The organism is Ruegeria sp. CH8 (assembly GCF_056536985.1).
This window is the reverse complement of sequence record NZ_JBQFQR010000013.1, coordinates 1-20,958: the sequence shown is the minus strand read 5'-3', so window position 1 is coordinate 20,958 and position 20,958 is coordinate 1. Positions and strand designations below refer to the sequence as shown.

Below are 20,958 nucleotides of genomic sequence, written 5' to 3'. Positions count from 1 at the left end.
AAATTACGGAGTGACACGATGCGCAAGCTGTTCGGAACCGACGGGGTGCGGGGCACCGCCAATACCCATCCGATAACGGCCGAGATGGCCCTGCGCATCGGCGCTGCCGTCGGACGTTATTTCCGCCGCAATCAATCCGGCGCGCACCGGGTGGTGATCGGCAAGGACACGCGCCTGTCCGGGTATATGCTGGAGAACGCGCTGACGGCGGGTCTGACCTCGACCGGGATGAATGTGCTGTTGCTGGGCCCGGTGCCAACGCCTGCTGTTGGGCTGATGACCCGGTCCATGCGTGCGGACCTGGGTGTGATGATTTCTGCCAGTCACAATCCGGCGGATGACAACGGCATCAAGTTCTTCGGCCCCGACGGGTACAAGTTGTCCGATCAGGCAGAACTGGAAATCGAACGTCTGATTGAAGAGGGGGTCAAACCCGCGCAGGCTCAAAACATCGGCCGCGCGCGCCGGGTGGATGATGCGCGGTTCCGCTATGGCGAGCGGGTGAAGTCTTCGTTGTCCCGCGACCTGCGTCTGGACGGTCTGAAAGTGGTGGTCGATTGCGCCAACGGCGCCGCACACCGCACCGCGCCCGAGGTTCTTTGGGAATTGGGCGCCGATGTCATTCCGGTCGGGATCGCGCCGAACGGTAAGAATATTAACCTTAATTGCGGTTCAACCAAACCTCAGCTGGCGGCTGAGACGGTGGTGGCGCATGGCGCGGATGTTGGTATTTGCCTCGACGGCGACGCTGACAGGGTCGTGATGGTCGATGAACACGGGCAGGTGGCTGACGGGGATCAGCTTATGGCGCTGCTGGCGACAAGCTGGGCCAAGGCCGATCGCCTGGAAGGTGGTGCTCTGGTTGCGACGGTCATGTCCAACCTCGGGCTGGAACGGCACCTTGCCACGCAAGGGTTGCGGCTGGAGCGGACGGCTGTTGGCGACCGCTACGTTGTTGAACGGATGCGCGAAGGCGGATTCAATCTGGGCGGAGAACAGTCTGGCCATATCGTCATGAGCGACTATGCCACCACAGGCGACGGCCTGATGGCGGGTCTGCATTTCCTGTCTGAGATGGTGCTTTCGGGCCGCAAAGCCTCCGAGTTGTCAGTGCAGTTCGAAACCGTGCCGCAACTGCTGAAGAACGTGAGGTATCAAGACGGGCAGGCCCCGCTGGAGAATAGCACCGTTAAAGCCGCAATCGCCGACGCCGAGGCGCGCCTGAACGGGCAAGGGCGTTTGCTGATCCGCAAATCGGGCACCGAGCCTCTGATCCGCGTGATGGCGGAATGCGAGGATGACGCTCTGCTGACGCAAGTTGTCGATGGTATCGTGGCCGAGGTCGAGGCGGTTGCAGGTTAACGCCCCAGCAGCATCTTTCGAAGACTGAACCACTGGCTGATCGCCAGCCCGGTCAGGATCATGGTCAGCGCGATGTAGAACCGCAGCGGCAGCGCCTCGAACAGAATCCAGGCGCCGAAGATCATCGACCAGATCGGCACCTGATAGTTGACCAGCGTCAGGAAGACAGACCCGGCGCTGCGAATGATCGAAACACGCAGCAAAGTGGCAAAGGCGGTGGGCAATAGGCCCAGTGCGATGATCGCTAGGCCGGGGCGTGTGCCCTCCCAGCGGGGCAGGCCTTCGGTCACCAGCATGATCGGCAACAAAAGCGCCGCGCCGACGACCAGAGACAACGCGGCCAAAGCTACAGGGTCAACCGGCGGACAGCGTCGGGTAAAGATTGAAGCGCAGGAATAGCACACGGCAGCCCCGATACAGGCCAGTTGCGCCAAAGGTTCCGCCCCCTGTCCAATTTGCGCCAGCCCCGGGCCGATCAGCACCAATGCACCGCAAAACCCCAGCGAGACCCCAAGAAATCTGCGCAGGTTCAGCGGCTCATCGGAAAAGAAATGCGCCAGTGGAAGCACCATCAGCGGAATGGCCGCCATCGACAGGCCTGCAAAGGCTGAGGGCACGTATTGTTGCCCCCAACTCAGCAACATGAAGGGCAGCGCCGTGGACAACAGGCCAATGATGGCGATGTAGCCCCACAGCTTCAGGTCGCCTGACGGCAGCTTGCGCCCGGTCAGTGCCATCATCCCCAGTAAGGTCAGCGCACCCAAGGTGGTGCGCGCGGTGGCGACGGTGACCGGCCCGTACCCCTCAAGCGCCATGGCAACCACCATGAACGTCCCGCCCCAGATGAGGCCCAGAGCAATAACGCCGCTCCAATCGCGGGAAGTGGGTTGTTCAACCATGTTGCGCCTTGGTTTCAGGGGCTGTTGAGACAAAAAGGGCGGCCGATTGGCCGCCCCTTCGTAAAGAACTTTCAGGTTTAGTTCTTTTCCTTGTCGACCATTTTACCTGCCGAGATCCAAGGCATCATGGCGCGCAGTTTCGCACCGGTTTCCTCGATCATGTGCTCGTCATTGGCGCGGCGCGACGCTTTGATGGTCGGCTGACCAACAGCGTTTTCCAGCATGAAGTCGCGAACGAATTTACCCTGTTGGATGTCGTTCAGAACCTCTTTCATACGCGCTTTGGTCTCGTCGTATTTCAGGATACGCGGGCCGGTGACGTACTGACCGTACTCGGCGGTGTTCGAGATCGAGTAGTCCATGTTCGCGATGCCGCCTTCGTAGATCAGGTCAACGATCAGCTTCACTTCGTGCAAGCACTCGAAATAGGCCATTTCCGGCGCGTAACCAGCCTCGACCAGAGTTTCAAAGCCGCAGCGGATCAGTTCGACCAGACCACCGCACAGAACGGCCTGTTCACCGAACAGGTCGGTTTCGCACTCTTCGCGGAAGTTGGTTTCGATGATGCCCGAACGACCGCCACCGATGGCCGAGCAGTAGGACAGGCCGATTTCTAGCGCTTTACCGGTTGCGTCGTTGTGGACGGCGACCAGGCAGGGCACGCCGCCGCCTTTGACGTATTCGCCACGCACGGTGTGGCCGGGGCCTTTGGGGGCCATCATGATGACGTCGACGCCTTCCTTCGGCTCGATCAGTCCGAAGTGAACGTTCAGGCCGTGGGCGAAGGCGATGGCCGAGCCGGGCTTGATGTTGTCATGCACGTATTTCTTGTAGGTTTCTGCCTGCAGTTCGTCGGGCATGGTGAACATGATGACGTCGCACCAGGCTGCTGCTTCTGCGATACCCATGACCTGCAGACCTTCGGCTTCGGCTTTCTTGGCCGATGCGGAACCTTCGCGCAGAGCGACGACAAGGTTCTTGGCGCCCGAGTCGCGCAGGTTCAGCGCGTGGGCGTGACCTTGCGAGCCATAGCCCAGGATGGCCACTTTTTTGTCTTTGATCAGGTTGATGTCGCAATCGCGATCGTAATAGACGCGCATGATTCCGGTCCTTTCTGTTACGGTTGCTGCGCTTTTAGTTCGGTCTGGTGTGGTTGGCGAGCGTTGAAGCATTGAGTATTTATCAAAAAGATGAAAAGTTATTCGCGTTAACCTAAAAAGGCGTGGAATTCATGCTTGATGACATGGACCGGCGCGTTTTGCGTCATCTGCAGGCCGAGCCGACCCTTTCGATGGCGGAACTGGCCGAGCGATGTGGGATCAGCCAGGGCGTGTGCTGGCGCCGGGTTGAGAAGATGCAGGCCTCGGGTGTCATTCAGGGGCAGGAGGCTGTGATTGACTGGACCGCGCTTGGATATGCTGTCGAGGTTTCGCTGCGCGTGACGTTGGACAAGACCCAGCCCCGCGCCTTTGATGAATTCACTGTCGCTGCACGTGAAGTGTCCGAAGTGATCGAGATCCAAACCTTTCTGGGGCGGGTGGATGTACGTCTTTCGGTCCTTGCACGCGACATGACTCATTATCAGCAAATCTACCGCGACCGTATCCTGACCCTGCCACATATCGCCGATATCGAGGCGCTGATGCATATCGCGCGGGTAAAGCGCAACGAGGTCTTGCCGGTATGATCGAGCTTGATGACACCGACCGCCAAATTCTGCGCGCGCTGGTGCAGGACGCAACGCAAAGTGCCGGTGCCCTGGGGCGGAAACTTGGATTGTCCCAGCCTGCGACCTGGCGGCGTATCAGGCGGCTTGAAACAGCAGGAGTCATCAGGGGCCGCCGCCTGCGTCTAAATGCCGAATCTTTGGGGTTCGGCGTGACGGTCTTTCTGGGCGTCAAACTGGCACGTAAAGGTCAGGTCAGTCTGGAAGATTTCGAACGCGCGGTCAGCGCGATTCCCGAAGTTCAGACGGTCGAACACGTACTTGGCCTGTACGACTACCGCCTGCGCGTGGTGGCGCGCGATCTGTCCGATTTTGAACGGGTTCTGCGGCGGCGGATCATGACTTTACCCGGCGCAGGCGACGTCGAAGCCAATGTTTTGCTGAGCGAAGAGCGGTTGCCCGGTCCGATCGGCTAGCCGGGATCAGTATTTGGTGCGAATACAATACCCGGGATGGTGGGTCATCCGCGCGAAGGTCATCGGCACACCATTTCTCCAGGTTGTTCGCTCAAGTTGGATCATCGAGGTCCCGGCTGTTGTTCCCATGAACTCCGCAAGGCGTCCGTCGGCAGAAATGGCACAAAAGGCAACTTCGGCTTCTGTAAAGGGCGCGATGTTAAGCAGCCATTCATGCGGGCCCTGTGCATTGAGGTCGGCTTGTTCCACTTCGGGCACAGTGTCGATGTTGATCCAGCGCTCTTCCATCTGAAAGGGGCGGTTGTCGGCGTAATGCATGCAGATCACATGCAGCACACGCGCATCCGGTGAAACGCTAAGCTGTGATGCCAGCCAACCGGGGCTGGGCACGACGTTCCGTTCCACCAGAGAATAGCGGTAAGTCGAATTCTGATTCTCTACGGCTTGACGCGCCAGTGAAAATTCGAGTTTCGCGTGTTTTCTGGGTTCCTTTTTGACCCGCGTGCCGCTCTTGCGCTTGCGTTCAACAAATCCTTGTTCAGCCAGTTCGCGTAGTGCGCGGTTCACGGTTGCGCGTGCGCAATTGAATTCTTCCGCAAGTTGCGTTTCCGTCGGCAGTAAAGATCCTTGTGGCCAAATTCGGTTCTCAATACGACGTTTAACTTCGTCCCGTACGACCTGAAAACTAATCCGCTTTTGAGCAGTCACGTGAAGTAAAGCCTTTCTTCTACAAAGTGTATGTATCTGTTCAGAAACACCTCTGGGTGTAAAGGGGCGATGGTACTACTTAGCGTCACTTAGGTGGCCAATTAGTGCAATTTTGGGTCTGGTTTTCACGGGGAAATAAAGTTCCGTTGCGTCAATTGTCGGCGCAAGATAACTGCGTTACCAATCTCGGCATTAATTTCAGCTTGCCCGAGTACTGTTTGAAAGGACAAATCATGCCGGCGCTTTTGGATAGCATTGACCCCAACGGGCTTGAGGAATTCTCGGTCGTTTTCACGGATCGTTCCTTGAACCATATGTCGGTTCGGTTTCAGACCGTTATGCGCGATATCTCGACGATGTTGCGGGATGTTTACAACGCGGATGGCGTTGCGGTGATTCCGGGTGGCGGGACCTACGCAATGGAGGCTGTGGCCCGCCAATTCGCGGGTAATGCCAATGTGTTGGTTGTGCGCAATGGGTGGTTTTCCTACCGCTGGAGTCAGATCATCGAATCCGCAACGCTGTCGGCTTCTGCCACAGTGTTGAAGGCACGGCAGACCGGGAACTCCAGCCCGTCCCCGTTTGCGCCGGCGCCGATCGAAGAAGTGGTATCAACAATCCGAGAGCAACGTCCGGATGTGGTGTTTGCGCCGCATGTGGAAACCGCTGCGGGCCTGATTCTGCCGGACGACTATGTGACGGCTATGGCCGAGGCGGCGCATGAGGTTGGTGCGCTGATGGTGCTGGATTGCATTGCATCGGGTTGCGCCTGGGTCGACATGAAGGCAACGGGTGTGGACGTATTGATCTCAGCCCCGCAGAAAGGGTGGAGCGCGTCGCCCTGCGCAGGGCTGGTCATGTTGTCCGAACGGGCCGAGGCGCGTTTGGAGGAGACCACATCCGACAGTTTCGCGGTCGATCTGAAGAAATGGCGTCAGATCATGCAGGCCTATGAGAATGGCGGGCATGCCTATCACGCCACCATGCCGACCGATGCGCTGCAGGCCTTTCGGGATACGATGGTTGAGACCCGTGAGTATGGCTTTGAAAAGCTGCGTGACGCGCAATGGGCTTTGGGCAATGGTGTGCGAGCGATGCTGAAGGACAAGGGCATCGTATCCGTGGCTGCCGATGGCTTCGGCGCGCCGGGAGTTGTGGTCAGCTATACTTCGGACCCTGAAATCCAGAACGGCAAGAAATTTGCCGCGCTGGGGATGCAGATCGCCGCTGGTGTACCTCTGCAATGTGATGAGCCCGAAGGTTTCAGCACCTTCCGTCTTGGCCTGTTCGGGCTGGACAAGTTGTATGACGTTGACGCCACAATCGCGCGCCTCAAACGCGTGCTGGATCAGGTCCTGTGATCTTCTGAGTGATCTGGGGGCCTCAGCGAACGCCGAGGCCCATCTGCATCAGTGTTTTACGTACGGGCGGCAGGGAATAGAGCGCGTTCAGCCCCATCGCCCGCGCATCGCGCAAAGGCCGTGTCTCGATCATTGAGGCGCGGTTCAGCAGGTCGATACCTTTAACCCGCATCTCAATCTCGGTGTGGCGGGCCTTGTGGTAGGCGTCCAGCATCTGCGCATCGCCTAAACCGTCGGGGCGGGCTTGGGCCAGATCCAGCAGGCTGCGCAGGTCACCCAGTGACATGTTCAACCCTTGGGCGCCGATGGGCGGGACCACATGGGCGGCCTCGGCCATCAGGGCGATTCGCTCACCCGACAGCCGTTCTGCCGACTGGCTAATAATCGGCCAGATGGTCCGGCGTGAGGCCAGTTTCAACGGACCGAACAATCCGCAGGACCGTTCGGTCATCAGAGCCTCAAACGCCTCGGGTTCAGTTTTCAGCAGTTCAACAGCACGCGGTCCACGTTCCATCCAGACAATCGCCGAGGAGGGCTGACCTTGCCAGTCGGGCAGGGGGACCAGTGTGAAAGGCCCTCCCGAGCGGTGAATCTCGGTCGAGACGTTGTCGTGTGGAATCGGATGGGTCACAGCAAAGGCCAGCGCCTTTTGACCATAACGCGTGGTGCGTACGTTAATCCCCGCGGCTTCGCGCATCGGTGAATTGCGCCCATCTGCGGCAACCACAAGCTTGCAGCGGATACGGCTGTCGTCGCTCAGGCCCACGCGGGCCTCGGCGGTTCGTGTGAACAGGCTGACAGTGCCGGTACCGGGGCGGAAATCGACATTGGGCAATTCGGCCAGACGGGCCACCATCTCGCGGCGCAACAGCCAGTTGGGAAGGTTCCAGCCAAAAGGCTGCTCCGAGATATCGGCAGCGTTGAAATCGCGAACCACGCGGGGTTCGGGCACGTCGCCGCCCGCGTCGACAATGCGCATGATCTGCAGGGGGGCGGCGTATTCATCCAGCCGTTTCCACAGCCCGCATTGCTCCAAAAGCCCATGCGCCGGTTGCAGAAACGCCGTGGTCCGCAGGTCGGACCCGTCCACGTCACGCTCGGTGATGGGTGGAGTGGGGTCGACGCATACAACGTCGAACCCGGCAGTTCCAAAAGCCGCCGCAGCGGTCAGTCCGGCGATCCCTCCGCCGGATATCAGAATGTCACAGCTGTCTTTCATGGCCTTGGTCTCCGAGTCTTGGGCAGAAACTAGTTCGGTTCCAAGCCGGGTGCCAAGTGACATCCTGTCCCGTTTCTTAGCCGCGCGAAATCAGGATGAGGAGGATGAACATCATCGGCACCATCATGACAGCCGGGATATAAAGCCCTGGCAGGCCAAACAGCAGGGCCGAGCATCCCCACATGCTAACGATCGCGGCGGCCGTGTAGTACCAGTCCTCAGCCTCACCGTTAGCGGCGTCCTTTGCCAGCCAGCCAAAAACGGGGATTGCAAACAACAAGCGCTGCCAAATGGGCAGGCGCCGAGGCATCTCGATCGCGCTCATGGGATTCTCCATTTCTGTTCGTCGCTGAGGCGCATATAGGGGCGATGCTGCACCTGCAAAATGTGCAGATCGTCGCAGTGTGACAGCCTATCGCAGACGCGCCAGAAACGCGGTTAGATCGTCGGTATGATGGTGGATATGGTTGGCCTCGTGCGGCTCGGGCGCGACGTGAACCGTGCGCATTCCCATCGCGTGCGGGGCGGCCAGATTGCGCGGATCATCCTCGAACATCGCGGCCTTGGAAGTGTCGATTCCATCCTGTGCGAAGATTGCCTCGAACGCGGCTTTTTCGGGCTTTGGTTTGTAGCCCGCGTGCTCGACTCCATAGATCGCATCGAACAAGCCACCGAGCCCTCGCGCATCCAGAACACGTTCAGCATAAGGAGCACTGCCGTTGGTATAGACGATACGACGCCCGGGCAGGGATCGGATGTGATCGGCCAGTTCTGCGTCGGGGTCCATGTGGCTCATATCCACTTGATGAACCGCGTGCAGATAAGGATCGGGGTCCAGATCATGCTCGGCCATTAGCCCGGCCAGCGTGGTGCCGTATTGCCGCCAGTAATGCGAGCGCAGCCGATCCGCCTCGGCTCGGTCCACGCCGATGGCCTGCACCACATAATCCGTCATCAGCACCTCGATCTGATCGAACAGGCGCATGTGCGGCGGATAGAGTGTATTGTCCAGATCGAACACCCATTGGGTGACGTGGGAAAAGGCAGGTTTGACCATGAGTTTGGTTTAGGGCGCGGGGCATTGGTTTTCAATGCTGCTCTTGATCCTGAGGGCAAGTGACGGATAGACATGTTCGAACGAGGAGACATACCACCCAATGCCCCAATCCAGACAGCCGTCCAAAGATGCCTACAGCCTGATACTCGAAGCGATTGACGTGGGCGTTTACAAGCCCGGCGACCGTCTGGTCGAAAGCGAGTTGGCCGAACGGTTCGGGGTTTCCCGCACGCCGATCCGCGAGGCTCTGCAGCGGTTGGAAACGCAATCTTTGCTGGAACGCGATGGGCGGTCGCTGATTGTGGCGTCTCTGGACCACAACCAGATGGCCGAGCTCTATGTAGTTCGGCGAGAGTTGGAAGGGCTGGCCGCAAAGTTGGCCGCCAAACACGCCACCGAAGAAGAGATCAAGGTGTTGCAGGATATGGTCGTTGCCGATGACGCGCTGGTAGATGATCCGGCTGCCTTGTCGCGGGCAAACCGGCGGTTTCACGAGCAAATCCATCTGGCCTCGCACAACCGCTATTTGGTGCAGCAACTGGACCTTGTACATCGCACCATGGCGCTGATGGCCACGACGTCTCTGGCGGCACATGGTCGTGGCGAGATCGCGCAGAGCGAACACAAGGGGATCGTCGACGCAATCGCCGCCCGTGACGAAGAGGCGGCCGGACGCGCCCTCAAGGATCACATCTCGGTCGCCTTCATGACGCGTCTGAAACAGGATGCTGTACGGCGCGAAAACTGATTTTCAGTGCGGCAGGGTCTCTTCGCTGGCCTGACCGTGTTGCGTTTTGTCCCAGAAGAACGGGTCGAGCACCAGTTCCCAAAGGGCTTTGTATGCGGCCAAAACGCCCAACGGGAAATATAGCGGCATTGTCGGGACCCAAGGTAACAGGAACCGCCTTTCGCGTGCAGACACCGCTATTGCGCCGACCAGTGCATTGACGGCTTCTGCAAAGAGAAACAGGCTGAATAGGGCGGTCAAACCTGCTTTGGAGAGGAGCGGATCAAACGGGCCGGGCAGGCCGAAGGATATCAGCCAAAACAGCCACAGCACCGGGGCCAGCAGGAATTGACCAACGGTTCCAAGAAAGAACGCCTGTACGCCCAAAAACCGCAGTAGGCCCAGATCGCTCAGCAATTGTTTGGGTGAGCGCATGTGAACAAGGTAGGTGACCATGAACCCCTTGAGCCAGCGAGAGCGTTGCCTCACCCAGGGCCAGGCACGAAAGTTCGCCTCTTCATAAGTGGTGGTGTTCACCATCTCAGTGCGATAGCCCGCCCTGCTTAGACGTACGCCCAGATCGGCATCTTCGGTGACGTTATGGGCATCCCACCCACCGAGTTCCAGCAGCTTGTCGCGCCGGAAAAAGAAGGTGGTCCCACCCAGCGGCACAACGAGCCCAAGTTTGGAAATGCCCTGCAGGACAACCCGGAACCAACTGTTGTACTCGATAGTAAAGCAACGTGAACGCCAGTTGGTTCGGGGGTTGTAATAGTCCAGAACACCCTGCAGGCAGACCACCTTCTCATCAGCTTGGGCAAAGTGCCGGACAACCCGCTCGATCTGGTCCGGTTGCGGCGCGTCTTCTGCATCCCAGACGCCCAAAATGTCGCCCCGGCAGAAATCCAGCGCATAGTTCATTGCACGGGGTTTGGTTGTTAAACCTCTCAGGGCGGGCACCTGAACGGTTCTGATCCAACTCGGCAGGTCGACTTGGGCCAGAGTGGACCGTGTCACCTCGTCGGACTCTTCCAAAACCAGTATCACATCAAGCAGGGCTTTGGGGTAGGTCAGCCGCCGCAAGCGCAAGATCAGGGCGTCTGCTATTTCCCTTTCTTTGAAAAGCGGTACCATGATGGACACGCAAGGCAATATTGGCGGAGCGCATTCAGCCACAGCCTTGGGCGTGCGGTATTGTAGGTGCCAGATGTAGCTCAGCAGACCAGACAGACGTAGGGTTAGAAACAGGATCAGGGTGACTACGGCAGCCATCACAATAACGGCAAGACCGACCAGAGGAAGGGTCGAAGAAAGCGCTAATACAACCCCGAGTGCGGTTGCGTATGCGGCGCGGGAAAGCGGGGTCCAGGATCGGCAGCTATGGTCTAAAGGCACGCGGGCTTCGGCCGCTTCGGCCAGAGGGGTTGAGAACACGTCCGCGATTGCCCCGTCGATCTGTTCTGCGGCTGCAAGTACAGGAATGACCGTGTGGCCGACATCTTCCAGATCGTCGCGCACGCCCGGGAAAAGATCGGGTCGCGCCGTTGCCACCAGCAGGATCGGCCCCATGCGACGCCAGGGAATGACATTACGGGCCAACCAGAAGTCAGCGGGTTTGATCTGACACAATTCCTGAGAAGGCGGCGAGTTGTCCAGATCGGCAATCTGCAAGCCGGATTGATGGGACAGCGCTTCCAGCACGTCCTGACGTGTGACCAGGCCCTCGGCTACAAGTATTTCCCCAAGCGGAGCTTGCTGCCAGGATTGCAGTAACAGTGCTTCGTCCAGCTGTGCCTTGGTGATCAGGCCACGATCGACAAGGCACGCCCCCAAAGGTTTTCGCTCCTGCGCAGGTATCGGCGCGGCGTGCGCGAAATGCTGCAGGTTCAATTCGACCATAAAGAAACAACCCTGACGCGGTTAGCAGGCGTCAGGGTTGCTCAATATTGGTTAACAGCGGGTTAACCCTGTTCCATTGGTTGTTTAGGCCGTGGCTTTCTTGTTTGCCATCGCATCTGCAAAACGCTCGAACAGGTAGAAACTATCTTGCGGGCCGGGCGACGCTTCGGGGTGATACTGGACAGAATAGACCGGACGGTCTGTCATACGAATGCCGCAGTTCGATCCGTCAAACAGGGAACGATGGGTTTCCATTACGCCCTCGGGCAGGGACTGCGCGTCTACCGCAAAGCCATGGTTCATCGAAGTGATCTCGACCTTGCCGGTGTCCAGATCCTTGACCGGGTGGTTCGCACCGTGGTGGCCGTGGTTCATCTTGACGGTCTGACCGCCCAAGGCCAGCGCCAGCATCTGGTGTCCCAGGCAAATGCCAAAGACCGGTAGGTTGGTGGTGTCCAGAACCTCTTTGATCATCGGAACGGCGTATTCACCGGTGGCCGCCGGATCGCCGGGGCCGTTGGACAGGAAGACACCATCGGGATTGTGCGCCAGCACTTCCGCGGCGGTCGCGGTGGCGGGCAGAACGGTTACGTCACAGCCAGCCGAGGCGAGGCAGCGCAGAATGTTGCGCTTGGCACCGAAATCCACGGCAACCACCTTGTGTGCGGGGGCTTCCTGACGGGGATAGCCGTCGGGCCAGGCCCACCGCATCTCATCCCAGCGATAACTTTGGGCGCAGGTGACCTCTTTGGCCAGATCCATGCCTTCCAGCCCTGCAAAACCGCGCGCAGCAGCGACCAGAGCTTCAATGTCGAAATTGCCATCGGGATCATGGGCCAGCGCCACGTGCGGTGCGCCTTGCTGACGGATGGCGCGAGTCAGGCGGCGGGTGTCGACGCCGCCGATGGCGATACGTCCACGACGAGCGAGCCAGGTTTTCAGTTCTTCGGCCGAGCGCCAGTTCGAAGGCTCGGTCGGGTCCCATTTGACAACCATACCGGCGGCAACCGGATCACCGGTTTCGTCATCTTCGGGGTTCACACCGACATTGCCGATATGGGGAAAGGTGAAGGTCACGATCTGCCCTGCATAAGAAGGATCGGTCATGATCTCCTGATAGCCGGTCATGGCGGTGTTAAAGCACAGCTCGGCCACGGTCTGACCGGTGGCACCGAAGCCCATCCCGTAGAACAGTGTACCGTCGGCCAATGCCAGACATGCGGTGGGCTTGGACGGGGCGTTCTGGGCCATCGGGCGACTCTCCTGCTGGGTAAATCGGCGCATAACTAAGGGGGTTGTGGCGCTGGGTCAAGTCTGTTCAAATTTTGCGCTATTGAGGAAAATCAATAGGTTAGCAATATTCACTTCCGGTTGTGTCGCGCTTTTTGTTTCGATATGGTCGGGGTTCCTTTTCCGTGGGGATGGACAGATCATATGGATATGCGATCACGAGTGAACTCCGCTCTGAAGCAAGCAATGAAAGACAAAGATGCCGAACGTCTGTCGACGCTTCGGTTGATTAACGCTGCGATCAAAGACCGCGATATCGCTTCGCGGGCCTCTGACAACGAAGAGGCCAAGGGCTGCGGCGACGCTGAGGTACTTGAAATCCTTGGAAAAATGACCAAGCAGCGCAAGGAAAGCGCTCGCGCCTATGAAGAGGGCGGAAGACTGGACCTGGCCGAACGGGAACTGCGCGAGGTCGAGGTTATCGAAGAGTTCCTGCCCAAGCAATTGGACGAGGATGAGGTGTCCAAAGCTATCCAGACGGCAATCACCGCGACAGGGGCAGGATCGATCCGCGACATGGGCAAGGTGATGGGCGAACTCAAAACCCGCTATACCGGCCAGATGGATTTCGGAAAGGTCGGCCCGATGGTCAAGGATCATCTATGCGCCGCGTCCAACGGCGGCTGCTGACAGTACTCAAATTCTGAAAGTAAGCTCACTGCGCGACTGGTTCGCGCAGTTTTTGCATCAGGTCGCCGTAAAGCGCGATGCGCTCTTCTTCGGACAGGAATGCACCAATCTCCACCTCGCGTCCGTCGCCAACCAAAGTGACATAGTGCGGTACAGGCCCGTCTTTTTCATGCATCGCTGGACGTGCCCAATAGCGATTGCAGGACCATTCCTGCTGTTCTCTGCCCGGCGTATGATGGACCAGTCGAGCCTGTGTTCCACTGAGTGTCAGAACTTCGAACACACTGCGCGCGCGATAGTTGGTCTGAATGGCCAGCCACAAGCCCAGAACGGTAATCAGAAGAAAGGGCAGCAGCCCCCACAGGATGACCGACCCCAGCACAGCCATCAGTGGAATCAGTCCAAATAAGAACACCGACAGGATCACAATCATCGCCCCACGCCGCGGCAGCGAGTTATGCGGCCAAAGGCGCAGTTCCTGTTCGGTTTCAGAGGTCTGATTCCATCGATAGGGCATGGCTGAAAGCTAGCGCAATGATGTGGCGTGTCGAAGGCAAAAGATCAGGTTACGTGGCCAACTCGGGCCCAGGATAGCGCGTCGTCCAATCGGTCATCCCCCCAAAACACTTCGCCGCGAACAACAAGGCTCGGGGCCCCGAATACCCCAAGTTTTGTCGCGATCTCTGTTTCGGCCTCAAGCGCGGCTACCGTGTCGGGGCTGCGGGCGCGGGCCAAAACCAGTCGTGGGTCTTGCTGGCACCTGTGCAAAGCTTCAGAGATGGCGGTTTCGCTACCAGCTTCGATGCTTTCTTCGAACCAGATACGATACAATACCTGAGTGAAGTTCTTTCCCCAGCCATCGCCCATGCCCAGAAGGGCGACCTGATTGGCCAGCGGCAGGTCTGAGATCGGGTAGGGCGCGGGCAACTGAGCATGAATATGGTACTTTGCGGCTCGGCGTTCGATATCCCGCCACATATACGCGGACTTCACCGGCTTGCCAGCAAACGGAATGTTCTGCTGTTCCTGCATCACGTTGCGCACGTTGAAGGGCCGCCACGTCACCGAGGTGTCATGTTCCATGCACCAATCATCCAGACGCATGATTGTCAGAAAACTGTAGGTGCTGCCAATGGAATACCAAAAATCAATATCAGGCATGTAATCACTCCGATCTCAGAGTTTCTGCCTGTATCATATACTAAAACAGTCAGTTTTTCGATATTTGCCTTTAAACCTTCATCGACCCGAATGTTGGGGTTCGGTTCACAACAGTGCTTTTTCGACCGGTTGAACGGGTCGAGGTGCTTGACCGAAACCTGTCATCTGGCGGATATCGATCTCGATTGTCCGGCACATCGCCGAGATCGGAACGTCGGTAACGTCCCCTTCAAATGGGTCTTCCATCGATGCGCTGACACGTTCTGTTACAAAGAAGATCCAGCAGACCAGAGCGCCGACCGGAGCAAAGGTCAGCCAGTCGGTCAGCACTGTTTTCATCAACGCTGCGTCAGTCCCCGCCATGATTGAGCGTTCATCATTGAATGCCAGAGGCAACATGAAGATGAAGATCCAGCTGAACAGCCGACCAACCTCAGCGACCTGCCGAGGGAAAGGGGTATTCTTGATCCGTTCGCACTGGCCTTGTGCCGCCGTAAGCCGTGCCACCCGATCCATCAAGGCCACATGCCAGAACGAGTCGATTTGTCCCTTTTGAGCAATGTCCGAAAGCCTGCGGGCTTGTAGGTTTAGAAGGCACGCGGCGCGATTGGTCTTGCCCACCATGTGGGGCAAATCCGATTCCAATTGGTGGTTCTGCCAGCTTTCGGGCAACTGATGCTGATCTGTCCCTTTGGAGATGCTCTTGTGCCCGAACAACCAAGGCATACGTTTGCGACCTGTCGAGGAGGGTTGGCGCAATTGATAGGCGAGCATGTTCAGCCACGCGATGTGCCGTTCAATCAACTCCCTGCGTAGATCATCGTCAATCCGAGAGCCATTGGGCTGGACCAGAGTGCTGACAGTGTTGGCCCAGTCCCGGCTTGTATTGGCAATGTTCCCCCAGACCCTGCGGGCTTCGGTCCAACGTCCATAGGTCGAAGTATTCTTGAACCCCAGAAAGAAAGCCACAGCTAGACCCAGCATCGCGACTGGTGGGCTGGGGTTTGATATTAAGTCTATTGGCGTGAGTTCATCCACCACCTGAACCAAAAAAATCCAAGCCAGAACCAGGCAGATAAAACCTACCGATCCCTTGAGCAGTTTTCGAACCGAAATGCCGTCGTGAAGTAACATGGGCTGTGAATTTCCGCCGGGACCTGATGGATTTCAATTCCTTAATACTATTCGCACCCCGTCGTTTGTGTCCATGTTACCGGTGGCTAAGGCGATTTGACCAAGAAAAAGCCCCGCGCAAGGCGGGGCTATGGTCGTTCTTTGAATGGGTGGGATCAGTGCGCGTGGCCTTTGTCCCAGTCCTCCTGCTTTGGCAGCTGCTCGAACGTATGCTCGGGAGGCGGCGAGGGCAGGGTCCATTCCAGCGTGTCCGCGTATTCGTTCCACGGGTTCGGACGCGTCTCTTTCGCGCCACGCAGCAGGGCGTAGATCACGATGCCGAAGAACAGCAGGAACGAGGCGAATGAGATGAACGCACCAATCGACGACACGAAGTTCCACTGAGCGAACGCTTCGGGGTAGTCGATATAGCGGCGCGGCATGCCCTGACGGCCCAGGAAGTGCTGTGGGAAGAAGGTCAGGTTGGCGCCGATGAAGAACAGCCAGAAATGAACCTTGCCCCAGAATTCCGAGTACTGACGACCGGTCATCTTCGAGAAGTAGAAGTACACACCCGCGAAAATGGCAAAGACAGCACCCAGCGACATCACATAGTGGAAGTGCGCAACCACGTAGTAAGTGTCGTGATAGGCGCGATCGATACCAGCCTGCGACAGGACCACACCGGTCACACCACCAACGGTGAACAGGAACAGGAAGCCGAAGGCGAACAGCATCGGTGTTTTGAACTCGATGGAGCCACCCCACATGGTCGCAATCCACGAGAAGACCTTAACACCCGTCGGAACCGCGATGACCATCGTGGCCAGCATGAAGTAGGCCTGCTGACGCAGCGACATACCAACGGTGTACATGTGGTGCGCCCACACGACAAAGCCCAGAACACCAATCGCGATGATCGCCCAGACCATCGGCAGGTAACCGAAGATCGGCTTGCGCGCAAAGGTCGCGATGACGTGGCTGATGATGCCAAATCCGGGCAGGATCACGATGTACACTTCCGGGTGGCCGAAGAACCACAGGATGTGCTGATACAGGATCGGGTCACCGCCACCGGCCGGATCAAAGAAAGTGAAGCCAAAGTTGCGGTCCATCAGCAGCATGGTGATCGCGCCTGCCAGAACCGGCAGCGACAGCAGAATCAGCCACGAAGTAACGAAGATCGACCAGCTGAACAGCGGCACCTTGAACAGGGTCATACCCGGGGCACGCATGTTCAGGAAGGTGGTGATCATGTTGATCGCGCCGAGGATCGAGGAGGCGCCCGATACGTGTACGGCGAAAATCGCAAGGTCCATGGACATGCCGCCCTCGGTCGTGGACAGCGGCGGGTAGAGAACCCAGCCTACGCCCGAACCCAGCTGGTCGTTACCACCGGGGCTGAGCAGCGAAGCCACGCCCAGCGAGGTACCGGCGACATACAGCCAGAAGGACAGGTTGTTCATCCGCGGGAACGCCATATCCGGCGCACCGATCTGCAACGGCATGAAATAGTTGCCAAATCCGCCAAACAGGGCAGGGATGACAACGAAGAACATCATCAGAACACCGTGATAGGTGATCATCACGTTCCAAAGATGACCGTTGGGGGTACATGGGTCGGCCATGAAGCCTTCCAGGCACATGTACTGAACACCGGGGTGCATCAGCTCGAGCCGCATGTAAACGGTCATCATAACCGAGATCAAACCGGCCAGAGCCGAAACGATCAGGTAGAGAATCCCGATGTCCTTGTGGTTGGTCGACATGAACCAGCGCTGGAAAAAGCTGCGCTCGTCTTCATGGCCATGACCATGAATGGCTGCGTCTGCCATTATAGGTGCCTCCTGTTGCAACTGACCGCGCAGCCAGACCTCTCCGGCGCGCGGTATTATTGCTGGTTTTAGTTTGCGAAAGAGGCGCCTTCAATGGCCGAGTTTGATCTGGATCAAGATTAATTGTCGCGGGTCGGAGGAAAACCCGCGAAATCCTGGCCATGAATACGGCTTATCTGGCGATTGCCTCTGTTATTTCAAGGGGCCGCAAACGATCATTCGTACAGCGCGGCAGAGTTCCGCCTTGACCCCTGGGTATGTGCGCCGCAGAACTACTCTCAATACCCGAAATCGGAGACTTGATATGGCCGCTTACGATCCCGACAACATCTTCGCCAAGATCCTGCGCGGAGAGATCCCCTCGACACGCGTGTACGAGGATGACGATACGCTGGCTTTCATGGATATCATGCCGCGGTCAGACGGGCATCTGTTGGTGATCCCCAAAACGCCCTGCCGAAACCTGCTGGACGCATCACCCGAGCAGCTGGCCGCCGTAACCTCAATCACGCAGAAACTGGCAAATGCGGTGGTTAAAGCCTTTGACGCCGATGGTGTCACCGTCCAGCAATTCAACGAGGCCGCAGGCGGGCAGGAGGTCTTCCACCTGCATTTCCACGTCTTGCCACGTCACGAGGGTGTTTCGCTGCGTGCTCCGGGGCAGATGGGGGATTTCGACCTGATCGCGCAGCACGCGGAAAAGATCAAAGCGGCTCTGGCCTGATCATTCCTTGCTATCATGTGGCTCCAAGCGTGTGCTGTTGTCGCCGAATGCGCAGCGCATGGTTCAAACATGGTCTTCGCCACAGTATCAGCCTGCGGTGTTTCGAGCCTGCTATAGGGACGCATCTTGGGATAGCGGCCCAGCTTTGGACGGATGCGGGAACCATGTGGTCGGCTATGAAAGAAGCGCTGAAATCCAGGGTTGGGATTGATCACATGGCACCGTAGCTGGAACGCGCCGATCGAACCAGCACGGGGCTATCGATTAAGTCCTGAGGATTGCGGAAGGGCTTGAACGGAATTGCCGTTCCGATTTGGGGTCGGAACGGCAGACTCGTAACCAAACACTTGACCGAATACCCGGTCTACCCAGGATCACCGGTTTAACACACCACTCACTCTAGAACGGTACATACAGAATACCCCCTAACGCGCGCTGTGTATTCCTCTGAGTGGGCTTTCCGTCCAATTATCCCGAATTTTACAGGAGAAATGGTGGATTGCGTTCAATTTCGGAAACAAAGGAAATTGTGGAAGGGTATTGTTGTCCTCGTCGTAGAGAGGCCACGATTCGAATCAGGGGCTGGTGCCGACTAACTGGAAGCAGTCCGAGAACGTGTTCTGCAGGGCCACATCAACGTCGTCCATCGTCACCGGAAGGCCCAGATCGACCAGTGACGTGACCCCGTGTTCGGTGATACCGCAGGGGACGATGCCCGAAAAATGCTCGAGATCCGGTTCGACATTAATGGAAATGCCGTGAAAGCTGACCCATTTGCGCAAGCGCAGGCCAATTGCGGCGATCTTGTCTTCGGCTGGCTGGCCCGCAGCTGTTAATGGCTTGTCGTCCCGGCGCACCCAGACGCCGACGCGACCGTCGCGGATTTCACCGTGCACGTTGAATTCTGACAGCGCAGCGATAACCCAGTTCTCCAGCTTTTTGACAAAGCCGCGCACATCTTTTCCACGCTTGTTCAAATCCAGCATGACATACGCCACGCGCTGACCGGGGCCGTGATAGGTGTACTCCCCACCGCGTTTCGCCTCATAAACCGGGAACCGATCTGGGTCGGTCAGGTCTTCGATCCGGGCTGAGGTTCCTGCCGTATACAGCGGCGGATGTTCCAGCAACCATACACATTCATCCGCCTCGCCTGCGGCGATTGCAGCCACCCGCGCCTCCATAAAGGCGACGGCTTCGGTATAGTCGGTGAGCCCGTCGGTGATCTTCCATTCCATGGCGGTTCCATATCGCGCAGGTGCGGTAAGGGAAAGGGGTCAGGCGGCCTCGGCCAAGCAGCGTTGCAGAATCTGGGCATAGGTGTCGGTACCCTGCGCCCCGGTCACCAGGTATTTGCCGCCAAACACCATCGATGGAACGCCCGAGATACCCCGGCTGGTCCAGAACTCCTGCTTTTGGCGCACAGCGGCGACGTGAGCGCCGGATTCGAGTGCCGATCGCGCGGCGTCAGCGTCCAGCCCGGCCAACGTAACCGCATCAAGCAGGACATCAATTTGCGAGACGTCCTTCTGGTCGGTGAAATACGCCTGAAACAACGCCAGCTTCAGCGGATGCTGACGGCCCTGAGTTTCAGCCCAGTCCAGCAATTGGTGCGCGGTAAAGGTGTTCACCATTCTGCTGTCATCGTTGAAGTTGAACGCAAACCCCAGTTCTGCGCCCAACTGGGTCAGCCGATCCCGGGCCTGCTGGCTTTGTTCGGCGGTCGTTCCGTACTTCTCCATGATATGCTCGCGCAGGTTCTGACCTGCGGGCGGCATGGTTGGGTTCAACTCGAACGGATGCCACCTGAGATGCGCCAGCACGTTTTCCTGCTTCAGGGCCAGATCAAGCTGCCGAAATCCAACAATGCACCAGGGGCAGACGACGTCCGAAACAATGTCGATCTGAACGACAGGGCGGGGATCGGAGGTGGTCATGTTCAGACTCCTGACGGTGTGATGGAAGATCCTGTGGAGCTATAGATATGGGCGTGTATAGGGAATTCAAACCGGTGTGTTTTTTGCCTCTTCACATCCCGGTCATCAGCGTCTATACGCCCCTCTACCAAGTCACTGGCAGTGCGGTCGTGGCGGAATTGGTAGACGCGCAGCGTTGAGGTCGCTGTGGGGTAACTCCCGTGGAAGTTCGAGTCTTCTCGACCGCACCAAAATCAACCCCTAAGTGTTAGAAAATAATATATTTTTGCTTGGCTGCTTTATTCAGTCCCACAATTGGCCCCACATCCGTTAAGTCGCGCTTTCGGGCCTTTCGATCCAAGATTTGATTTCAGATACTTTGACTACAGATCTACTACCTACTTTGTAGATTCTAATGTCTCCGTTTTTGCTCGCCCTATAAAGTGTGTCTTTCGATACACCGAACCACTTAGGCGCCTCGATCAACGGTACGTAAAGCGGAGCGAATTCAGGCATCGCCTGGGCGGCCTCGCGAATGTATGTGATATCGATCTCATCGACACCACGAGCTATTTCGAATTTGCCTTGATAAGTCATGTTGAACTGCCTCAGTGGTTTGTTTTTTGTGTTCGCTGTGGGACTTCATTGCTGTTTGCGAACCTTGAGGCGGTAGTATCACGAAAATTCTATTCGTCCAGACAAAGCAAAAATATGTCGCTAGGTGCCCCACGATTATCAAAGAGTGAATTGATAGCAATATGTTAGTTCGCAAACCTGATCTTTTTTAAAGCGGCCCTTAGAGCCATTCGGTTGCGATAGTTGTATGTCTAGCCCCCTTGTTCTGGGCCATCTCGGACTAGAGTTTCGGGGACTGGTGGGCGCATGTTGAGGGCCTGATGCGGTCGGGTGTGGTTG

General features: G+C 57.6%; 22 protein-coding genes and 1 tRNA gene. 8 read left to right on the top strand and 15 right to left on the bottom strand.

Annotated features, from left to right (window positions below; translation table 11 throughout):
- Positions 1-18 precede the first annotated feature (18 nt).
- Positions 19-1,362: a phosphoglucosamine mutase gene (glmM, locus tag ACR0ER_RS15265; protein ID WP_480769675.1), complete on the top strand. Its 1,344-nt coding sequence runs from the start codon at positions 19-21 to the stop codon at positions 1,360-1,362.
- Here the strand turns inward: glmM and ACR0ER_RS15260 are convergent.
- Positions 1,359-2,261 (bottom strand): DMT family transporter, encoded by a 903-nt coding sequence (locus ACR0ER_RS15260; RefSeq protein ID WP_480769674.1) that lies wholly within the window; start codon positions 2,259-2,261, stop codon positions 1,359-1,361. The two genes, glmM and ACR0ER_RS15260, sit on opposite strands and share 4 nt — an antisense overlap.
- Positions 2,262-2,338: 77 nt before the next feature.
- Positions 2,339-3,361, bottom strand: coding sequence for a ketol-acid reductoisomerase (gene ilvC, locus ACR0ER_RS15255; RefSeq protein WP_170331022.1), 1,023 nt, complete (start codon positions 3,359-3,361; stop codon positions 2,339-2,341).
- Positions 3,362-3,492: 131 nt separating this feature from the next.
- Here ilvC and ACR0ER_RS15250 point away from each other — a divergent pair, with 131 nt between their 5' ends.
- Positions 3,493-3,948, top strand: coding sequence for an Lrp/AsnC family transcriptional regulator (locus ACR0ER_RS15250; RefSeq protein WP_480769673.1), 456 nt, complete (start codon positions 3,493-3,495; stop codon positions 3,946-3,948).
- Entirely contained in the window at positions 3,945-4,403 is a 459-nt protein-coding gene (locus tag ACR0ER_RS15245) for an Lrp/AsnC family transcriptional regulator (protein ID WP_480769672.1), read from the top strand. The genes ACR0ER_RS15250 and ACR0ER_RS15245 overlap by 4 nt, the downstream gene beginning before the upstream one ends.
- A gap of 6 nt (positions 4,404-4,409) precedes the next feature.
- Here ACR0ER_RS15245 and ACR0ER_RS15240 read toward each other — a convergent pair whose 3' ends face one another.
- The gene (locus ACR0ER_RS15240; protein ID WP_480769671.1) at positions 4,410-5,111 is read right to left on the bottom strand and encodes a GntR family transcriptional regulator; all 702 of its coding nucleotides are present in this window, start codon (positions 5,109-5,111) and stop codon (positions 4,410-4,412) included.
- A gap of 233 nt (positions 5,112-5,344) precedes the next feature.
- Between ACR0ER_RS15240 and ACR0ER_RS15235 the strand changes: the two genes are divergently transcribed.
- Positions 5,345-6,472 (top strand): aminotransferase class V-fold PLP-dependent enzyme, encoded by a 1,128-nt coding sequence (locus tag ACR0ER_RS15235; RefSeq protein ID WP_480769670.1) that lies wholly within the window; start codon positions 5,345-5,347, stop codon positions 6,470-6,472.
- Positions 6,473-6,494: 22 nt separating this feature from the next.
- Here ACR0ER_RS15235 and ACR0ER_RS15230 read toward each other — a convergent pair whose 3' ends face one another.
- From ACR0ER_RS15230 to ACR0ER_RS15220, 3 genes are all read right to left on the bottom strand, one after another.
- Positions 6,495-7,691, bottom strand: coding sequence for a UbiH/UbiF family hydroxylase (locus ACR0ER_RS15230; RefSeq protein ID WP_480769669.1), 1,197 nt, complete (start codon positions 7,689-7,691; stop codon positions 6,495-6,497).
- A gap of 76 nt (positions 7,692-7,767) precedes the next feature.
- The gene (locus ACR0ER_RS15225) at positions 7,768-8,016 is read right to left on the bottom strand and encodes a hypothetical protein (protein ID WP_170331034.1); all 249 of its coding nucleotides are present in this window, start codon (positions 8,014-8,016) and stop codon (positions 7,768-7,770) included.
- A gap of 87 nt (positions 8,017-8,103) precedes the next feature.
- Positions 8,104-8,748, bottom strand: coding sequence for a pyrimidine 5'-nucleotidase (locus tag ACR0ER_RS15220; RefSeq protein ID WP_480769668.1), 645 nt, complete (start codon positions 8,746-8,748; stop codon positions 8,104-8,106).
- Positions 8,749-8,848: 100 nt separating this feature from the next.
- On the opposite strand from ACR0ER_RS15220, the gene ACR0ER_RS15215 reads away from it, so the two are divergent.
- Positions 8,849-9,496 carry a GntR family transcriptional regulator gene (locus tag ACR0ER_RS15215; RefSeq protein WP_170331039.1) on the top strand — a complete coding sequence of 216 codons (648 nt, stop codon included), beginning with the start codon at positions 8,849-8,851 and terminating at the stop codon, positions 9,494-9,496.
- Positions 9,497-9,499: 3 nt separating this feature from the next.
- Here the strand turns inward: ACR0ER_RS15215 and ACR0ER_RS15210 are convergent, their stop codons facing one another.
- Together ACR0ER_RS15210 and carA are read right to left on the bottom strand one after the other, a co-directional pair.
- Complete coding sequence (locus ACR0ER_RS15210) at positions 9,500-11,374, bottom strand: glycosyltransferase (RefSeq protein WP_480769667.1); 1,875 nt, start codon at positions 11,372-11,374, stop codon at positions 9,500-9,502.
- 84 nt (positions 11,375-11,458) lie between these two features.
- Positions 11,459-12,625 (bottom strand): glutamine-hydrolyzing carbamoyl-phosphate synthase small subunit, encoded by a 1,167-nt coding sequence (carA, locus tag ACR0ER_RS15205; RefSeq protein ID WP_480769666.1) that lies wholly within the window; start codon positions 12,623-12,625, stop codon positions 11,459-11,461.
- Between the two features lie 183 nt (positions 12,626-12,808).
- Here carA and ACR0ER_RS15200 point away from each other — a divergent pair, with 183 nt between their 5' ends.
- Positions 12,809-13,294 (top strand): GatB/YqeY domain-containing protein, encoded by a 486-nt coding sequence (locus tag ACR0ER_RS15200; protein WP_480769665.1) that lies wholly within the window; start codon positions 12,809-12,811, stop codon positions 13,292-13,294.
- Positions 13,295-13,319: 25 nt separating this feature from the next.
- On the opposite strand, the gene ACR0ER_RS15195 is transcribed toward ACR0ER_RS15200, so the two are convergent.
- From ACR0ER_RS15195 to ctaD, 4 genes are all read right to left on the bottom strand, one after another.
- Entirely contained in the window at positions 13,320-13,811 is a 492-nt protein-coding gene (locus tag ACR0ER_RS15195) for a DUF2244 domain-containing protein (protein ID WP_480769664.1), read from the bottom strand.
- Positions 13,812-13,855: 44 nt separating this feature from the next.
- A complete protein-coding gene (locus tag ACR0ER_RS15190) occupies positions 13,856-14,455 on the bottom strand; it encodes a DsbA family protein (protein ID WP_480769663.1) in 600 nt (199 codons plus the stop codon).
- Positions 14,456-14,560: 105 nt separating this feature from the next.
- Positions 14,561-15,589, bottom strand: a complete 1,029-nt coding sequence (locus ACR0ER_RS15185) for a bestrophin family protein (RefSeq protein ID WP_480769662.1) — start codon at positions 15,587-15,589, stop codon at positions 14,561-14,563.
- A gap of 155 nt (positions 15,590-15,744) precedes the next feature.
- On the bottom strand, positions 15,745-17,403 hold the full coding sequence (gene ctaD, locus ACR0ER_RS15180; RefSeq protein ID WP_170331069.1) for a cytochrome c oxidase subunit I: 1,659 nt from the start codon (positions 17,401-17,403) through the stop codon (positions 15,745-15,747).
- 304 nt (positions 17,404-17,707) lie between these two features.
- Here ctaD and ACR0ER_RS15175 point away from each other — a divergent pair, with 304 nt between their 5' ends.
- Positions 17,708-18,127, top strand: coding sequence for an HIT family protein (locus ACR0ER_RS15175; RefSeq protein ID WP_480769661.1), 420 nt, complete (start codon positions 17,708-17,710; stop codon positions 18,125-18,127).
- A 575-nt stretch (positions 18,128-18,702) separates the two neighbouring features.
- Here the strand turns inward: ACR0ER_RS15175 and lipB are convergent.
- Both lipB and ACR0ER_RS15165 read right to left on the bottom strand, forming a co-directional pair.
- Complete coding sequence (gene lipB, locus ACR0ER_RS15170; RefSeq protein WP_480769660.1) at positions 18,703-19,365, bottom strand: lipoyl(octanoyl) transferase LipB; 663 nt, start codon at positions 19,363-19,365, stop codon at positions 18,703-18,705.
- Positions 19,366-19,404: 39 nt separating this feature from the next.
- A complete protein-coding gene (locus ACR0ER_RS15165; protein ID WP_480769659.1) occupies positions 19,405-20,064 on the bottom strand; it encodes a DsbA family oxidoreductase in 660 nt (219 codons plus the stop codon).
- Between the two features lie 143 nt (positions 20,065-20,207).
- Here ACR0ER_RS15165 and ACR0ER_RS15160 point away from each other — a divergent pair.
- Positions 20,208-20,294 (top strand) — tRNA-Leu (locus ACR0ER_RS15160).
- A 79-nt stretch (positions 20,295-20,373) separates the two neighbouring features.
- Here the strand turns inward: ACR0ER_RS15160 and ACR0ER_RS15155 are convergent.
- The gene (locus ACR0ER_RS15155; RefSeq protein ID WP_480769789.1) at positions 20,374-20,559 is read right to left on the bottom strand and encodes a helix-turn-helix transcriptional regulator; all 186 of its coding nucleotides are present in this window, start codon (positions 20,557-20,559) and stop codon (positions 20,374-20,376) included.
- Between the last annotated feature and the right edge of the window lie 399 nt (positions 20,560-20,958).

Coding starts and splice junctions, on each gene's coding strand:
- ACR0ER_RS15175 (WP_480769661.1), top strand. CDS start 17,708: ATGGCCGCTTACGATCCCGACAACATCTTCGCCAAGATCCTGCGCGGA.
- ACR0ER_RS15225 (WP_170331034.1), bottom strand. CDS start 8,016: ATGAGCGCGATCGAGATGCCTCGGCGCCTGCCCATTTGGCAGCGCTTG.
- ACR0ER_RS15185 (WP_480769662.1), bottom strand. CDS start 15,589: ATGTTACTTCACGACGGCATTTCGGTTCGAAAACTGCTCAAGGGATCG.
- glmM (WP_480769675.1), top strand. CDS start 19: ATGCGCAAGCTGTTCGGAACCGACGGGGTGCGGGGCACCGCCAATACC.
- ACR0ER_RS15250 (WP_480769673.1), top strand. CDS start 3,493: ATGCTTGATGACATGGACCGGCGCGTTTTGCGTCATCTGCAGGCCGAG.
- ACR0ER_RS15210 (WP_480769667.1), bottom strand. CDS start 11,374: ATGGTCGAATTGAACCTGCAGCATTTCGCGCACGCCGCGCCGATACCT.
- carA (WP_480769666.1), bottom strand. CDS start 12,625: ATGGCCCAGAACGCCCCGTCCAAGCCCACCGCATGTCTGGCATTGGCC.
- ACR0ER_RS15220 (WP_480769668.1), bottom strand. CDS start 8,748: ATGGTCAAACCTGCCTTTTCCCACGTCACCCAATGGGTGTTCGATCTG.
- ACR0ER_RS15195 (WP_480769664.1), bottom strand. CDS start 13,811: ATGCCCTATCGATGGAATCAGACCTCTGAAACCGAACAGGAACTGCGC.
- ACR0ER_RS15235 (WP_480769670.1), top strand. CDS start 5,345: ATGCCGGCGCTTTTGGATAGCATTGACCCCAACGGGCTTGAGGAATTC.
- ACR0ER_RS15155 (WP_480769789.1), bottom strand. CDS start 20,559: ATGCCTGAATTCGCTCCGCTTTACGTACCGTTGATCGAGGCGCCTAAG.
- ACR0ER_RS15190 (WP_480769663.1), bottom strand. CDS start 14,455: ATGCCTGATATTGATTTTTGGTATTCCATTGGCAGCACCTACAGTTTT.
- ACR0ER_RS15215 (WP_170331039.1), top strand. CDS start 8,849: ATGCCCCAATCCAGACAGCCGTCCAAAGATGCCTACAGCCTGATACTC.
- ACR0ER_RS15200 (WP_480769665.1), top strand. CDS start 12,809: ATGGATATGCGATCACGAGTGAACTCCGCTCTGAAGCAAGCAATGAAA.
- lipB (WP_480769660.1), bottom strand. CDS start 19,365: ATGGAATGGAAGATCACCGACGGGCTCACCGACTATACCGAAGCCGTC.
- ilvC (WP_170331022.1), bottom strand. CDS start 3,361: ATGCGCGTCTATTACGATCGCGATTGCGACATCAACCTGATCAAAGAC.
- ACR0ER_RS15165 (WP_480769659.1), bottom strand. CDS start 20,064: ATGACCACCTCCGATCCCCGCCCTGTCGTTCAGATCGACATTGTTTCG.
- ACR0ER_RS15260 (WP_480769674.1), bottom strand. CDS start 2,261: ATGGTTGAACAACCCACTTCCCGCGATTGGAGCGGCGTTATTGCTCTG.
- ACR0ER_RS15230 (WP_480769669.1), bottom strand. CDS start 7,691: ATGAAAGACAGCTGTGACATTCTGATATCCGGCGGAGGGATCGCCGGA.
- ctaD (WP_170331069.1), bottom strand. CDS start 17,403: ATGGCAGACGCAGCCATTCATGGTCATGGCCATGAAGACGAGCGCAGC.
- ACR0ER_RS15245 (WP_480769672.1), top strand. CDS start 3,945: ATGATCGAGCTTGATGACACCGACCGCCAAATTCTGCGCGCGCTGGTG.